Origin of the sequence: Citrobacter sp. Ca225, assembly GCF_030337175.1 — a bacterium.
Taxonomy (GTDB): domain Bacteria; phylum Pseudomonadota; class Gammaproteobacteria; order Enterobacterales; family Enterobacteriaceae; genus Citrobacter_A; species Citrobacter_A amalonaticus.
This window is the reverse complement of record NZ_JAOWCD010000065.1, coordinates 14,691-29,505: the sequence shown is the minus strand read 5'-3', so window position 1 is coordinate 29,505 and position 14,815 is coordinate 14,691. Positions and strand designations below refer to the sequence as shown.

The 14,815-nt window shown below is 55.5% G+C and carries 10 protein-coding genes; 6 read left to right on the top strand and 4 right to left on the bottom strand.

The features are described from left to right. Positions 1–21 precede the first annotated feature (21 nt). Positions 22–933 (bottom strand): recombination-associated protein RdgC, encoded by a 912-nt coding sequence (gene rdgC / locus OGW13_RS09450; protein ID WP_044259030.1) that lies wholly within the window; start codon positions 931–933, stop codon positions 22–24. 125 nt (positions 934–1,058) lie between these two features. On the opposite strand from rdgC, the gene mak reads away from it, so the two are divergent. Then, positions 1,059–1,967, top strand: a complete 909-nt coding sequence (gene mak, locus OGW13_RS09445) for a fructokinase (protein ID WP_287115999.1) — start codon at positions 1,059–1,061, stop codon at positions 1,965–1,967. Positions 1,968–2,006: 39 nt separating this feature from the next. Here the strand turns inward: mak and sbcC are convergent, their stop codons facing one another. Continuing rightward, on the bottom strand, positions 2,007–5,150 hold the full coding sequence (gene sbcC, locus OGW13_RS09440) for an exonuclease subunit SbcC (protein ID WP_287115998.1): 3,144 nt from the start codon (positions 5,148–5,150) through the stop codon (positions 2,007–2,009). Further along, a complete protein-coding gene (sbcD, locus tag OGW13_RS09435; RefSeq protein ID WP_287115996.1) occupies positions 5,147–6,349 on the bottom strand; it encodes an exonuclease subunit SbcD in 1,203 nt (400 codons plus the stop codon). Before sbcD ends, sbcC begins: the two co-directional genes overlap by 4 nt. A 196-nt stretch (positions 6,350–6,545) precedes the next feature. Here sbcD and phoB point away from each other — a divergent pair, with 196 nt between their 5' ends. The 5 genes from phoB to malZ all read left to right on the top strand — a co-directional run bounded on the left by phoB (position 6,546) and on the right by malZ (position 13,704). Further along, the gene (gene phoB / locus OGW13_RS09430) at positions 6,546–7,235 is read left to right on the top strand and encodes a phosphate response regulator transcription factor PhoB (RefSeq protein ID WP_043001622.1); all 690 of its coding nucleotides are present in this window, start codon (positions 6,546–6,548) and stop codon (positions 7,233–7,235) included. A gap of 41 nt (positions 7,236–7,276) precedes the next feature. Then, complete coding sequence (phoR, locus tag OGW13_RS09425) at positions 7,277–8,572, top strand: phosphate regulon sensor histidine kinase PhoR (protein WP_043001621.1); 1,296 nt, start codon at positions 7,277–7,279, stop codon at positions 8,570–8,572. Between the two features lie 406 nt (positions 8,573–8,978). Next, complete coding sequence (brnQ, locus tag OGW13_RS09420) at positions 8,979–10,298, top strand: branched-chain amino acid transporter carrier protein BrnQ (RefSeq protein ID WP_044259012.1); 1,320 nt, start codon at positions 8,979–8,981, stop codon at positions 10,296–10,298. A 77-nt stretch (positions 10,299–10,375) separates the two neighbouring features. Beyond that, entirely contained in the window at positions 10,376–11,749 is a 1,374-nt protein-coding gene (gene proY, locus OGW13_RS09415) for a proline-specific permease ProY (protein WP_090048874.1), read from the top strand. Positions 11,750–11,886: 137 nt separating this feature from the next. Beyond that, positions 11,887–13,704 (top strand): maltodextrin glucosidase, encoded by a 1,818-nt coding sequence (gene malZ / locus OGW13_RS09410; RefSeq protein ID WP_054176070.1) that lies wholly within the window; start codon positions 11,887–11,889, stop codon positions 13,702–13,704. On the opposite strand, the gene OGW13_RS09405 is transcribed toward malZ, so the two are convergent. Beyond that, entirely contained in the window at positions 13,698–14,600 is a 903-nt protein-coding gene (locus OGW13_RS09405) for a LysR family transcriptional regulator (protein ID WP_044259007.1), read from the bottom strand. The two genes, malZ and OGW13_RS09405, sit on opposite strands and share 7 nt — an antisense overlap. Positions 14,601–14,815 lie beyond the last annotated feature (215 nt).

The window sequence follows — 14,815 nt, the reverse complement described above, 5'->3', positions numbered from 1 at the left end:
GTGCGGAGAGGGAATCTTCGTTTAGCGCTGCGCTTCGCCGCCTAAACCTTCCACCAGATTCTGAATCAACGCGGCCAGTTCGCCGGTCATCAGGATAAAGTCCGCGTCGAAACGCTGGGCGAAATCTTCCCGGTCGATGTCTTCGTTTTGATCGCGGAGTTCGTCACTGAATTTCAGGCGCTTAATCGACGCGTCATCGCAGATCATAAACTGAATACGCTGCTGCCAGTCGAGCGCCAGTTTGGTCACCACTTTACCGGCTTCAATGTGCACGGCGATCTCGTCGCTCACCAGATCCTGTTTCTTTGCCCGGATCACGCCGCCGTCTTCCAGCATGGCTTTCAGTTCGGCTTCGTCGAGTAACTGGAAGCCCTGCGCCACGGTGCCGGAACGCACCCACTCGGTGAGCGTCAGCTCAATCGGGTTTTCCAGCGCCAGCGGAACCACCGGCAGAGAGCCGAGGCTCTTACGCAGCAGCGCCAGCGTATCTTCCGCTTTTTTTGCGCTTGCGCAGTCCACCATGATCAATCCGTTCACGGTGTCGATCCACATCATGGTCTGACTAAAGCGGCTGAAGGCGCGCGGCAGCAGCGAATGCAGCACTTCATCTTTCAGCGAGTCTTTCTCGGTTTTCTTCAGCTTACGCGCCTGTTCGGCTTCCAGTTTGGCGATCTTCGCTTCCAGCGCCTGTTTGATCACCGGAGAGGGCAGGATCTTCTCTTCTTTACGCGCGCAAATCAAAATCTGGCCGTTGTTAGTATGCGTCAACGCATCGCTGTGCGATCCCATTGGCGGCACCCAGCCCGTTTTTGCCATATCCTGGCTACCGCAAGGGGTAAACGTCATCGAGGCTAGCTGTTTTTCCATCTCCTCGGCACGCAATGAAATATCGCGGCTAAGACGGTAAACCATTAAATTTTTGAACCACAGCATGATAATTTCCACGGCCTTGTCGTTAAATCCAGCGCGTATAGTAACGAATTGTCGGCAGGCTTGCATTGCCATTCCCTATACCTCGCTCTACTCTGTTGATATTCCCAAAAAAAGAGGAACACCGTGTGCGTATTGGTATTGATTTAGGCGGCACCAAAACGGAAGCGATCGCGCTCAGTGAGGCTGGTGAACAACTGTTCCGCCATCGTCTGCCGACGCCGCGAAATGACTATCAGCAAACCATCGAAACCATTGCCACGCTGGTGGCGATGGCGGAGCAGACCACCGGCCAAACGGGGACGGTAGGGATAGGGATCCCGGGTTCCATTTCGCCTTACACCGGCGTGGTGAAGAATGCCAACTCCACGTGGCTGAACGGTCAGCCGTTTGATAAAGACCTCAGCACCCGTCTGCAGCGTGACGTTCGTCTGGCGAATGACGCGAACTGTCTGGCCGTTTCTGAGGCCGTTGATGGAGCGGCTGCCGGGGCAATGACGGTTTTTGCCGTGATTATTGGTACCGGCTGCGGCGCAGGTGTGGCGCTCAACGGTCGGGCGCACATCGGCGGCAATGGGACGGCGGGCGAATGGGGTCACAACCCTTTGCCGTGGATGGATGAGGATGAGCTTCGCTACCGTGAAGAAGTCCCCTGCTACTGCGGAAAACAGGGATGCATTGAGACGTTTATTTCCGGTACCGGGTTCGCCACCGATTACCAGCGCCTGAGCGGTAATGCCTTAAAAGGCAGTGAGATTATCCGTCTGGTGGAGGAGCAAAATGCGCTGGCCGAACTGGCGCTCAGCCGCTATGAGCTGCGGCTGGCAAAATCGCTGGCTCATGTGGTGAATATTCTTGACCCGGACGTTTTCGTTCTCGGCGGCGGAATGAGCAACATTGACCGCCTGTACAAAACGATACCGCCGCTAATTAAACAGTTTGTGTTTGGTGGTGAGTGTGAAACGCCGGTACGTAAGGCTCTGCATGGTGACTCCAGCGGTGTGCGCGGTGCGGCGTGGCTGTGGCCGCAGGAATAGTGCCAGGAGAGGCCGGCGCTATCCGGCCTGTCGTACCTGTTATTCTACGGCAAACATCCTGTCGAGTTTGCTGTAGCCTAGTCCGTTGATTTTCTTCACCTTGATCTGCACCGGAATCCGTTCTTTCATCGCTTCTACATGGCTAATCACGCCAATGGTTTTGCCGCTGGCGTTGAGCGCATCCAGCGCATCAAGGGCGGTATCCAGCGTTTCACTGTCGAGCGTGCCGAAGCCTTCATCAAGGAACAGCGAGTCAATGCGCGTTTTGTGGCTGACCAGATCGGAGAGCGCCAGCGCCAGCGCGAGACTGACCAGGAAACTTTCGCCACCGGAAAGGGTACGGGTATCGCGTACGGCGTCGGCCTGCCAGGTATCGACCACCTCCAGTTCCAGCGCTTCACTGGCCTTACGTTGCAGTAAATAGCGACCATGCAGGCGGGTCAACTGGTTGTTCGCCAGCCAGACCAGGTTATCCAGCGTCAGCCCCTGGGCGAATTTGCGGAATTTATCCCCCTCTTTAGAGCCGATTAGCGCATTCAGGTAGCCCCAGTCCTCAACCTGTTGCATCGCGTTGTCGATTTTTTGCATCAACGTCTGCTGCTGCTGGCGATTGTCGCTGTCTTGTTTTAGCTGTTGGCGTATTTCGCCCTGACGCGTAGCGTTATCGCGTACCCGATCGTTAAGCTGCGCCACGGTTTGCTGAACATGCTCAATCGACAGCGTGGGATCCAGACCCGCTGGCGGCTGTTGCTGATGTGCCGCCAGCGCCTGCGCCGATTGTGCGGCGAGCGTCTGTGCCTGCTGAACCTGGTTTTCCAGCGACTGTTTTAGCTGTTCCAGACGCGTGACCGCCTCGTCATCCAGCAGCGCGGCAAGAAATGCCGCCTGATCGGCAAACAAACTGTGCGACAGCGCGGCATCGAACTGCGCCTGCGCATCGGCAGCGCGCTGAGTTTCCTGTTTCTCCTGCTGCTGTAATGTCTGCAATTGACTGCGCAGCGACACGCATTCGTCATGAACCTGACGCCAGTTTTCCAGCGTCACGCTTGCATCATCTTCAGCGTCGGTATCAACGGCGGGCAGCGTCTCGAGTAGCGGGGTGAGCTGCGCGATACGCGCCTGTATCGCCGTCAACTCCGTCTGCCGCTGTTGCCATGTTTGTGCCTCTGCCGCGCGCGCATCTAACCATGCCTCCTCGCTGCCTTCCTCAGGAAGTGACAATGTATAGCGGCTTAACTGTGCTGCCAGCGTCGCCTGGCGCTGGTCGATTTGCTGGCGGAACTGCGCCACCTGCTGTGCATGGGCGGTAATTTGCGCCTGTAGGTCATGGCGCTGGCTCAACTGGTAGAGTTGCTGCTCGTGTTCGTCCTGCGCCGTCAGCCAGGGCTGAATATCATCCTGCGGCTGTAACGTGAGGTTCAGTGCACCGATCGTCGTTTGCCACTGTTGAGTGAGCGCTTGCTCTTCTTTAGCCAGCGTCTGCGCTTCGCTTTCGTCACGCTGTAGCTGCTGGTTGACTGCCTCGGACTGTCCACGCAGGGCGGCGCCTTCGTCGGCCAGCGTTTTGACTTCTTTTTCCAGCGCATCGCGTCGCGCCTGATTAACACCGGGTTCGAGTGCCTGATATGCCGCGACAGCAGGATGGGTGGTGGAACCGCAAAGCGGGCAGGGCTGGCCGGACTGCAACTGCGCACGCTGGCTTTCCAGATCTTTGATCCGCGCCTCTTGCTCACAGAGTGTTTTAACATCCTGATACTGCTGATATTTATCTTTATACTGCTGGCGCTTTGCCTCCAGCAGGGTATTGAGTCGGGCCAGTTCCTGTTTGTTATGCGTTATCGTCGCCTGAAGCTGACTCAAACGCGTCAGTCGGGGAACAATCTGACCATGGAGCGAAAGCAGTTGCTGGCGCAGAGGACGCTGTTGCGCATGTTGCACCAGCGCCGCTGCGACTTCCTCTGCCGTCAGATTGAGCGTCACCGGCGGCAGCGATTCCAGCTTACGGCTATCGTTGACCTGCTGTTGCTGCCATTTTGCCAGCTGAACGTTATCGCTGGCCTGCTGAGCAAAAAGGGCGCGCCATCCTCCTGACTCGTTGCTCCATAGGCGAAAGCGATCGTGTTCGTTTAGCCACTCGCTCAGCGTCTGTTGCGTAGCGAGCAGGGCGGTGGACTGTTGCTCTGCCTGGCGTCGGATGTGGTTGCGCAGCGTAAATATACTCTGTAAGCGAGTATTTACTTCGTTAATCTGCTGGCGAGTGCGGGAAACGGTAGCGGATTGCTCCTGAATGCGCTCCCACAATGGTCGCAACGCTCTGGCAGGCTGTGCGAGGCTGAGCGTTGCCAGCTGTGGCTGGGCGTTTTCCAGCGCTTCCTGGGCAACCTGCAGCATCTGCTGACGCTGGTTCGCGTCGGTCTGCAGTTCGTGCTGTCGCGTCAGCCAGTTCAACTGCTGCTGTCCAGTCTGCTGCTGGGCGACCAGCTGTTTTTCTTCGTCAGTGAGTGCCTGCAAACTTTCTGTCAGCGTCTGCAACGCCTCGGGGGCTAACAGCGCGACGCCGTTGGCTTGCGCCTGTAATTTTTCCAGTTCGGTGCGTGCGGTTTTGTGCTGTTCAAACACCTGTGCAGAGATCTGGCCGTAAATTTCCGTGCCGGTCAGCTCTTCCAGCAGTTCCGCACGCTCTTTCGGCTTCGCGTTGAGGAAGGCGGCGAACTGCCCCTGCGAGAGCAGCATCGAACGGGTAAATCGACCATAATCCAGACCGGTCAGTTCCGCCGTCATCTCCAGTTTGTCTTTCACTTTGTCGGCAAGGATTTTCCCGTCGGCACAGCGCGCCAGTTCAACGCGCGGAACCTGTAAATTACCGTCGGGCTGGTTGCGCGCCCGGTTCTGGCTCCAGAACGCACGATACGCTTCGCCTTTGACTTCAAACTCCACTTCCGCCAGACATTCCGCCGTATCGCGGGTCATCAGATCGTTCTGCGATTGCGACACGGTATTCAGGCGTGGCGTCTCGTGGTACAGCGCCAGGCAAATCGCGTCGAGCAGAGTGGTTTTACCCGCCCCCGTAGGCCCAGTAATGGCAAACAGGCCATTGCTGGCAAAGGGCTCCACCGTGAAATCGACCTTCCATTCCCCTTTCAGCGAATTGAGGTTTTTCAGGCGCAGACTGAGAATCTTCATGCCTCATGCTCCCCGGACAGTGTCTGTAGTGTGCGGTGAAAAAGTGCTGTCAGGCGTTCGCACTGCGGCGGCTCAAGTTCTTCCAGCGCCAGACGGCGAGTAAATACCTCATCCACGCTCAGCTCGCTCAGCGTTTCCCGGCGTTCGTTACACAACATGCGTTCGCGCTGCTCCCGACTGCGTCGGACTAACAGTACCTCAACGGGCAGCGTTTCCGTCAGCGTCTGAATTTTCCGCTGCATATCATGCAGGTATTCATCGGTGGTGATTTCGATATCCAGCCAGACCGGGGGGGCCGGAGGGCTGTCACGCCACTGCTCCAGCTGTTCGGTAATGGCGGCGAAATCGCCTTTTAATATTGCCAGCGGTTGCGTAACCGGAACGATGAGTTCCTCAACGCCGGCTAACGCGCCGTCCCGGAAGTCCACCCGATGCACGTACTTGCTTTTGCCGCATTCGTCAAAGCTCAGCGCGATGGGCGAGCCGCAGTAGCGGATGTGCTCCGTACCGCCAATTTTCTGCGCCCGGTGGATGTGGCCCAGCGCGATATAATCGGCAGGCGGGAAGTTCTGCGCCGGGAAAGCATCCAGCGTACCAATATAAATGTCACGCACAGCGTCACTTTTGCTGGCGCCAACGGTGGTCAGGTGGCCGGTGGCGATAATCGGCAGGGCGAGATCGCCACGTAACGCGCAGGCGGCCTCGTATTGCTGCTGATAATAGTCGGTGATGGCACCCAGCAGATGCTGCTGTTTTTCCTGACCGGAGAGTCCCGCCTGACTGCTGACAATGTCGCGCGGGCGTAAAAACGGCACCGGGCACAGCACCGCGCCGGGCTGACCGTCACGACGATGCAGGAACTGTGGCGCGTGACCGGCGCTGGCCACCACCGTGGTATTGAGAAACGCCAGAATCTCACGGGATTCATTCAGCGTGGCGACGGAATCATGGTTTCCCGCTAATACCACCAGATGACAGCCCGTTTGCTGTAGGTTGACCACAAAACGGTTATAGAGCTCGCGGGCATAGCTTGGTGGTGAGCCGGTATCGAAAATATCGCCTGCCACGATGATCGCGTCCACCTGCTGCTCAACCGCCGTTTCCAGCAGCCAGTCAAGAAAAGCCTGATGTTCAGCGGCACGGCTTTTACTGTAGAAATTTTGTCCCAGATGCCAGTCAGAAGTGTGAAGGATGCGCATAACGGTTCCATGGCAAAAAAGCATAAAGGGGATTATAACCATTCGGGAGCTGTAATATCTCGTTTCTCGGGTGTCATAAATCAACAACCTAAGGTTAACGTCAGCATACATTTTCATAAATCTGTCATAAAACTGACGCATAATGGCGCCGCATTAAGACAGATGATGATAAGCAACTTATATAACAGGGCAAATCATGGCGAGACGTATTCTGGTCGTAGAAGATGAAGCTCCAATTCGCGAAATGGTCTGTTTCGTGCTTGAGCAAAATGGCTTTCAACCCGTTGAAGCTGAAGATTATGACAGTGCGGTGAACCAGCTTAATGAACCCTGGCCGGATTTGATCCTCCTTGACTGGATGTTGCCCGGCGGTTCTGGTCTACAGTTTATTAAACACCTCAAGCGTGAAGCGATGACCCGGGATATTCCGGTCATGATGTTGACCGCCAGAGGGGAAGAAGAGGATCGCGTACGCGGCCTGGAAACTGGCGCGGATGATTACATTACCAAACCGTTCTCGCCGAAAGAGCTGGTTGCCCGTATCAAAGCGGTGATGCGTAGGATCTCGCCGATGGCGGTGGAAGAGGTCATCGAGATGCAGGGGTTAAGCCTGGATCCCACATCGCACCGCGTGATGACCGGCGACAACCCACTCGACATGGGGCCGACAGAATTTAAACTCCTGCATTTCTTTATGACGCATCCCGAGCGGGTTTACAGCCGTGAACAACTGCTGAATCACGTCTGGGGCACCAATGTCTACGTTGAGGATCGCACGGTTGATGTGCATATTCGCCGTCTGCGTAAGGCGCTGGAAGCCAGCGGCCACGATCGGATGGTGCAGACGGTTCGCGGGACAGGGTATCGTTTTTCGACCCGTTTCTGAAAGGCAAGAACAAGAGCCTGGCTCTGAAGGGAGAGTGACCCGTGCTGGAACGGCTGTCATGGAAAAGGTTGGTGCTGGAGCTGATACTTTGCTGTATCCCGGCCTTCATCCTAAGTGCATTTTTTGGTTACCTGCCGTGGTTTTTACTGGCATCGGTAACAGGACTGCTTATCTGGCATTTCTGGAATTTATTACGTCTCTCATGGTGGCTGTGGGTCGACAGAAGCATGACGCCGCCGCCGGGACGAGGCAGTTGGGAACCGCTGCTGTACGGTTTGCATCAGATGCAACTGCGCAATAAAAAGCGTCGTCGCGAGCTGGGCAATCTGATTAAACGCTTTCGCAGCGGGGCGGAGTCGCTGCCCGATGCGGTGGTATTGACCACCGAAGAGGGGGGGATCTTCTGGTGTAACGGTCTGGCGCAACAGGTGCTGGGCTTACGCTGGCCGGACGATAGCGGACAGAACATCCTTAACCTGCTACGCTACCCGGAGTTTACGCAGTACCTCAAGCAGCGGGACTTCAGTCGGCCGCTGAATCTGGTGCTTAATACTGGGCGACATCTGGAAATTCGCGTTATGCCGTATACCGATAAGCAACTGCTGATGGTGGCGCGCGACATGACCCAGATGCACCAGCTCGAAGGTGCAAGACGTAATTTCTTCGCCAATGTGAGCCACGAGCTGCGTACCCCGCTTACGGTGTTGCAGGGCTATCTTGAAATGATGCACGAGCAGACGCTGGAAGGGGCAACGCGCGAAAAAGCGCTGTTAACGATGCGCGACCAGACCTCGCGCATGGAAGGACTGGTAAAACAGTTGCTCACGCTGTCGAAAATTGAAGCCGCACCGACGCTTTTGCTCAATGAACAGGTCGATGTGCCGATGATATTGCGCATGGTCGAACGCGAGGCGCAGACGCTCAGTCAGCAGAAGCACACTTTTAGCTTTGAGGTGGATAACCAGCTGAAAGTGCTGGGGAATGAAGAACAACTGCGTAGCGCGATGTCCAACCTGGTGTATAACGCGGTGAACCATACGCCAGCGGGAACCCATATCACCGTCCGCTGGCAGACGGTACCGCACGGCGCGGAGTTTAGCGTGGAGGATAACGGACCGGGCATTGCGCCGGAACATATCCCGCGGTTAACGGAGCGATTTTATCGCGTTGATAAAGCGCGTTCGCGGCAAACGGGCGGCAGTGGACTGGGGCTGGCTATCGTCAAACACGCGGTGAATCATCATGAAAGTCGCCTGATGATCGACAGTCAACTGGGTAAAGGGACGCGCTTTAGTTTTGTGCTGCCGGAACGATTAATTGCCAAAAAAAGTGCTTAAAGTGCAATCGTAAGGTTTTCTTTCCATAAGCCAGCCAATGCTGGCTTATTTTCTTTGCGGCTAAGATAAGTCTGCTGAATTTATCAACGTCTGGTTGTTTTTTGTTCGCATGATAAGCCATGACTTTTTCTGTAGTATGGTGTTTTACACTGGTATGAGATTTGATATCACTATAATCTTCCGGTTTTTGGATCCCTCCTTGCTTTAAAACGTTATAAGCGTTTAAATTGCGCCCCAGATGCTGTCAGACTGACTGTATTCAGGCGGTAAATCGAAAAACTATTCTCTGCTTTCCAGGTTATGGGAGATATCCCTCTGGAATAGCTTAAAAAAACCGCTGTTTCTTCCCGCTGGGAAAGACACTACGTTAATTTAATCAACACCACATCCACAGGCCGTAAGCTTTATGACCCATCAGTTAAAATCGCGCGATATTATTGCGCTGGGCTTTATGACTTTTGCGCTGTTCGTCGGCGCAGGGAACATCATCTTTCCTCCAATGGTTGGTTTGCAGGCAGGCGAAAACGTCTGGATGGCGGCATTCGGTTTTCTGATCACCGCTGTTGGGCTACCGGTGTTGACCGTTATCGCGCTGGCGAAAGTCGGTGGTGGTGTTGATAGTCTGAGTACCCCTATCGGTAAAGTCGCTGGCGTTTTGTTGGCGACTGTCTGCTATCTGGCCGTCGGACCGTTATTCGCCACGCCGCGCACCGCGACGGTCTCTTTTGAAGTGGGGATCGCCCCGCTGACCGGCGATTCGGCCATGCCGCTGCTTATCTACAGCGTGGTCTATTTTTCCATTGTCATTCTGGTCTCGCTCTATCCGGGCAAACTGCTGGATACCGTGGGTAACTTCCTGGCGCCGCTGAAGATTCTGGCGCTGATTGTGCTCTCCGTTGCGGCCATCATCTGGCCTGCCGGCCCGATCAGCCATGCGATGGAAGCGTACCAGACCGCCGCGTTCTCCAATGGTTTCGTTAATGGCTACCTGACGATGGACACGCTGGGCGCGATGGTCTTTGGTATCGTTATTGTTAACGCCGCGCGTTCTCGCGGCGTAACCGAAGCGCGTCTGCTGACCCGTTACACCGTCTGGGCTGGCCTGATGGCGGGCGTCGGATTAACGCTGCTGTACCTGGCGCTGTTCCGTCTCGGATCTGACAGCGCTACGCTGGTCGATCAGTCGGCGAACGGCGCGGCGATCCTGCATGCCTATGTTCAGCACACCTTTGGCGGTGCGGGCAGCCTGCTGCTGGCGGCACTGATCTTTATCGCCTGTCTGGTAACGGCGGTCGGCCTGACCTGCGCTTGTGCCGAATTCTTCGCCCAGTATGTGCCGCTCTCCTACCGCACACTGGTGTTTATTCTTGGCGGCTTCTCAATGGTGGTGTCCAACCTGGGGCTCAGCCATCTGATTCAGATCTCTATTCCGGTGCTGACGGCGATCTACCCGCCGTGTATCGCACTGGTTGTATTAAGTTTTACCCGCTCATGGTGGCATAATTCGACCCGCGTCATTGCTCCGGCAATGTTTATCAGCCTGATTTTTGGTATCCTTGATGGTATTAAAGCATCGGCAATCGGCGACGTGTTACCAGCCTGGACCCAGCGCTTACCGCTGGCGGAACAAGGTCTGGCGTGGTTAATGCCCACTGTCGTGATGGTGGTCCTGGCGGTTGTCTGGGATCGCGCAGCAGGTCGACAGGTGACCTCCAGCGCACACTAAGATTGCGGAAAAGTGTTTTAACCACGGGGCTATTACTGGCCCCGTGGTTTTTTATTGTGTTGATGGGTTAGGAATCGATGGAAAGTAATAACAAGCTGAAGCGTGGGCTAAGCACCCGACACATTCGCTTTATGGCCCTGGGCTCAGCCATTGGCACCGGGCTGTTTTATGGCTCTGCGGATGCCATTAAAATGGCCGGGCCAAGCGTGCTGCTGGCCTACATTATTGGCGGGGTGGCGGCCTATATCATTATGCGTGCGTTGGGTGAAATGTCGGTACACAACCCTTCTGCCAGCTCCTTTTCGCGCTATGCGCAGGAAAACCTCGGCCCGCTCGCCGGTTACATTACCGGCTGGACCTACTGTTTTGAAATCCTGATTGTCGCCATTGCCGACGTGACCGCGTTCGGCATTTATATGGGCGTCTGGTTTCCGACGGTGCCGCACTGGATCTGGGTGCTCAGCGTGGTGCTGATCATCTGTGCCATCAACCTGATGAGCGTGAAAGTGTTTGGTGAACTGGAATTCTGGTTCTCCTTCTTTAAAGTCGCCACCATCATCATCATGATCGTGGCTGGTTTCGGTATCATCATCTGGGGGATTGGCAACGGTGGACAACCGACCGGGATCCATAACCTGTGGAGCAACGGCGGCTTCTTCAGCAACGGCTGGCTGGGGATGGTGATGTCGTTGCAGATGGTGATGTTTGCCTACGGCGGTATTGAAATTATTGGTATCACTGCCGGCGAAGCGAAAGACCCGGAGAAATCCATTCCGCGCGCGATTAACTCGGTGCCGATGCGTATTCTGGTGTTCTACGTGGGGACGCTGTTTGTCATTATGTCTATCTACCCGTGGAACCAGGTGGGAACCGATGGCAGCCCGTTTGTGCTGACCTTCCAGCATCTCGGTATTACCTTTGCCGCCAGCATTCTTAACTTTGTGGTGCTGACGGCGTCACTGTCGGCGATCAACTCTGACGTCTTTGGCGTCGGTCGTATGCTGCACGGGATGGCGGAGCAGGGCAGTGCGCCAAAAGTGTTCGCCAAAACCTCGCGTCGGGGGATCCCGTGGGTCACGGTGATGGTGATGACTATCGCTCTGCTGTTTGCGGTGTATCTGAACTACATCATGCCGGAGAATGTTTTCCTGGTGATTGCGTCGCTGGCGACCTTCGCGACGGTCTGGGTGTGGATTATGATCCTGCTGTCGCAAATCGCGTTCCGTCGTCGTCTGCCGCCGGAAGAGGTGAAAGCGCTGAAGTTTAAAGTGCCGGGCGGCGTGGCAACAACCATTGTAGGCCTGATTTTCCTCGTCTTTATCATCGGACTGATTGGTTATCATCCCGACACCCGCATCTCGCTGTACGTGGGCTGTGGCTGGATTGTTCTGCTGATGATTGGCTGGATGTTCAAGCGTCGCCACGATCGCCAGATGGCGCAAGCGCAGTAAGATTGTACCGGGTGGCGTGAATGCCATCCGGTCATTTCTCCTCCCCCGAACTCCTCCCCCAATAAACCTTCATATGATGAGTTATCCTGTAAATCGCTATGGCAAGGTGTGCTCATTTTCATCAAAGGGGATACGTGATGTTGAACGCCTGGCACCTACCGGTTGCCCCATTTGTTAAGCAAAACAAAGACCAACTGGCCATTACGCTCTGGCTGACGGGGGAGAACCTGCCGCAGCGCGTCACGCTGCGTGCGGAGAATGACAACGAAGAAATTGCGCTGGCGATGCATAAATTACGCACGCAGCCGTTCCCGGGCGTGACTGCCTGGCGTGCGGCGATTGATCTTCGCAGCGGGCAGCCGCGTCGGCGCTACAGCTTCAAACTGCTCTGGATCGATCGCCAGTTGTGGTTTACACCGCTTGGGTTCAGCCGTTTTCCGCCTGCTCGTCTGGAGCAATTTGCCGTAGATGCACCGGACAGCGGGCCGCAGTGGGTGGCCGATCAGGTTTTCTACCAAATCTTTCCTGACCGTTTTGCCCGCAGTTCGTCACGCGACGCAGAGCAGGATAAGGTTTATTACCATCACGCCGCCGGGCAGGAGATTGTGCTACGTGACTGGGATGAACCGGTGACTGCGCAGGCTGGCGGCTCCACGTTTTATGGCGGCGACCTCGACGGTATCAGCGAAAAGCTGCCGTACCTGAAAAAACTGGGCGTCACCGCGCTGTACCTGAACCCTGTGTTTACTGCGCCGAGCGTGCATAAGTACGACACCGAAGATTATCGCCATGTTGATCCGCAGTTTGGCGGCGATCAGGCGTTAATGCATCTGCGCCAGAAAACGCAGCAGCAGGGAATGCGGCTGGTGCTGGACGGCGTGTTTAACCACAGCGGCGACTCTCATACATGGTTCGATCGTTATCAGCGCGGCTCCGGCGGCGCGTGCCATAACCCAGAATCGCCCTGGCGTGACTGGTACAGCTTTTCGCCAGACGGCGTTGCGCTGGACTGGCTGGGATATTCCAGTCTGCCGAAGCTGGATTATCAGTCCGAAAGTCTGGTCAACGAAATATATCGCGGCGAAGACAGCATCGTTCGTCACTGGCTGAAAGCGCCGTGGAACATGGACGGCTGGCGGCTCGATGTCGTGCATATGCTGGGTGAAGCGGGCGGTGCGCGTAACAACCTTAAGCATGTCGCCGGGATCGTTCAGGCGGCGAAGGAAACGCAGCCAGAAGCCTACGTCTTTGGCGAACACTTTGGTGACGCGCGACAGTGGCTGCAGGCGGATGCAGAAGATGCTGCGATGAACTATCGTGGCTTCACCTTTCCGCTGTGGGGGTTTCTTGCCAATACCGATATCTCTTACGATCCTCAGCAGATTGACGCGCAGACCTGCATGGCGTGGATGGAAAACTATCGCGCCGGGCTCTCTCATCAGCAGCAACTGAGGATGTTCAACCAGCTCGACAGTCATGATACCGCCCGTTTCAAGTCGCTACTGGGCAACGATGTCGCCCGCCTGCCGCTGGCGGTAGTCTGGCTGTTTAGCTGGCCCGGCGTGCCCTGTATCTATTATGGCGATGAGGTGGGACTGGATGGCGATAACGATCCGTTCTGCCGCAAGACGTTTCCCTGGCAGGCGGAAAAACAGGATGTCACATTGCTTGCCCTGTACCAGCGGATGGCGAAACTGAGGCATAGTATCCCGGCGTTACGCTACGGTGGGTGCCAGGTGGTTTATGCGGAAGACAACGTAGTGGTATTTTTGCGCGTCTACCAGCAGCAGCGCGTGCTGGTAGCCATTAACCGCGGAGAGGCGTGTGAGGTGGTGCTCCCGGCGTCACCGCTGCTGAACGTAACAGAATGGCATTGTAAAGAAGGAAAAGGGCAGCTGGTTGAGGACGTCCTGTCGCTGCCGACGATTTCCGCCACCCTCTGGCTGAATCACTGATACAACTGCGCGATGTCGCGGCTGGCAAGCAGCGTTTCCCGCCACCACTGCTGCGCCAGCCCGTGGCTACCATCGCGCCATGCCATATAGGCGACATCTTTTTCGCGAAAAGAGATGACGCTTTTTTCGACCAGTTCGCCCGTGGCAAGCCACGGGCTGGCGATATGCCTCGGGAGAAAACCGCAGCCCATCCCGGCGCGCAGCAGCGCCACTTTACTGTGAAAATCGTCAACATGGATTTGCGGCTGTTCTTCCATCAGGTTGGTTTGCAGCGGATGGCAAAAACGCGCGCTGTCGCTGATGACAATGGCGCGGTGCAGGCAGAGTTGTTCATTCGTCAGTCTGTCAGAGAGTGCGGCCAGCGGATGATTGGGCGCCACCACAAAAACATTATCCAGAGTCCCTAACATTTTGTAGGACCACGCGGCAGAGGTCGGTGGTTCGTTAATCGCGCCAAGAATGATATCCGCGCCATTATGCGTGAGCTCTTCCCATGACCCTGCCAGCGTGTGATACGAAAATTTAAGCAGCGTTTGTTTGTTCAGCGCGTGGAAGGCGTCGATGAGAGGTAACACCACCTCAAAGGGGAAGGAAACATCCAGCGCAATGACCAGCTCTTTTTCCCAACCGGAGCTCAGTTGCAGCGCCTGCTTTTCCAGATCTTTTGCCGCACTGAGCAGCAAACGCCCCTTTTCCAGCATCATCAGTCCGGTGTCGGTGAATTTGGCCCGATGCCCGGAGCGGTCAAGCAGCTCGATGTTCAGGTCTTTTTCCAGCTTCTGAATCATATAGCTGAGCGCCGCGGGCGTCTTAAACAACGATTCGGCAGCGGCGGCAAAAGTACCGTATTTGTCGATAGCGTCCAGGATAAGCAGAACGTCCAGATTAATGCGCATAGGCTAAATATATCCCTGAAAGTAAACCTCACTGTTGTACCGAATAGCGATAAACAAAACCAGTGAATAAATTAGACGGAAGATCCGCATTTTTTTGAAGGTGCCAGACTATATCGCCGGAAAAGGCTTATTTCATACGCTGGTAAGTTTTCTTTAATAAGTCGTTAGAAATTTCCAACTATACTAAACAGGCTTTCTGATTCAGGATTTGATGG

Coding starts and splice junctions, on each gene's coding strand:
- phoB (WP_043001622.1), top strand. CDS start 6,546: ATGGCGAGACGTATTCTGGTCGTAGAAGATGAAGCTCCAATTCGCGAA.
- malZ (WP_054176070.1), top strand. CDS start 11,887: ATGTTGAACGCCTGGCACCTACCGGTTGCCCCATTTGTTAAGCAAAAC.
- sbcC (WP_287115998.1), bottom strand. CDS start 5,150: ATGAAGATTCTCAGTCTGCGCCTGAAAAACCTCAATTCGCTGAAAGGG.
- sbcD (WP_287115996.1), bottom strand. CDS start 6,349: ATGCGCATCCTTCACACTTCTGACTGGCATCTGGGACAAAATTTCTAC.
- rdgC (WP_044259030.1), bottom strand. CDS start 933: ATGCTGTGGTTCAAAAATTTAATGGTTTACCGTCTTAGCCGCGATATT.
- proY (WP_090048874.1), top strand. CDS start 10,376: ATGGAAAGTAATAACAAGCTGAAGCGTGGGCTAAGCACCCGACACATT.
- OGW13_RS09405 (WP_044259007.1), bottom strand. CDS start 14,600: ATGCGCATTAATCTGGACGTTCTGCTTATCCTGGACGCTATCGACAAA.
- brnQ (WP_044259012.1), top strand. CDS start 8,979: ATGACCCATCAGTTAAAATCGCGCGATATTATTGCGCTGGGCTTTATG.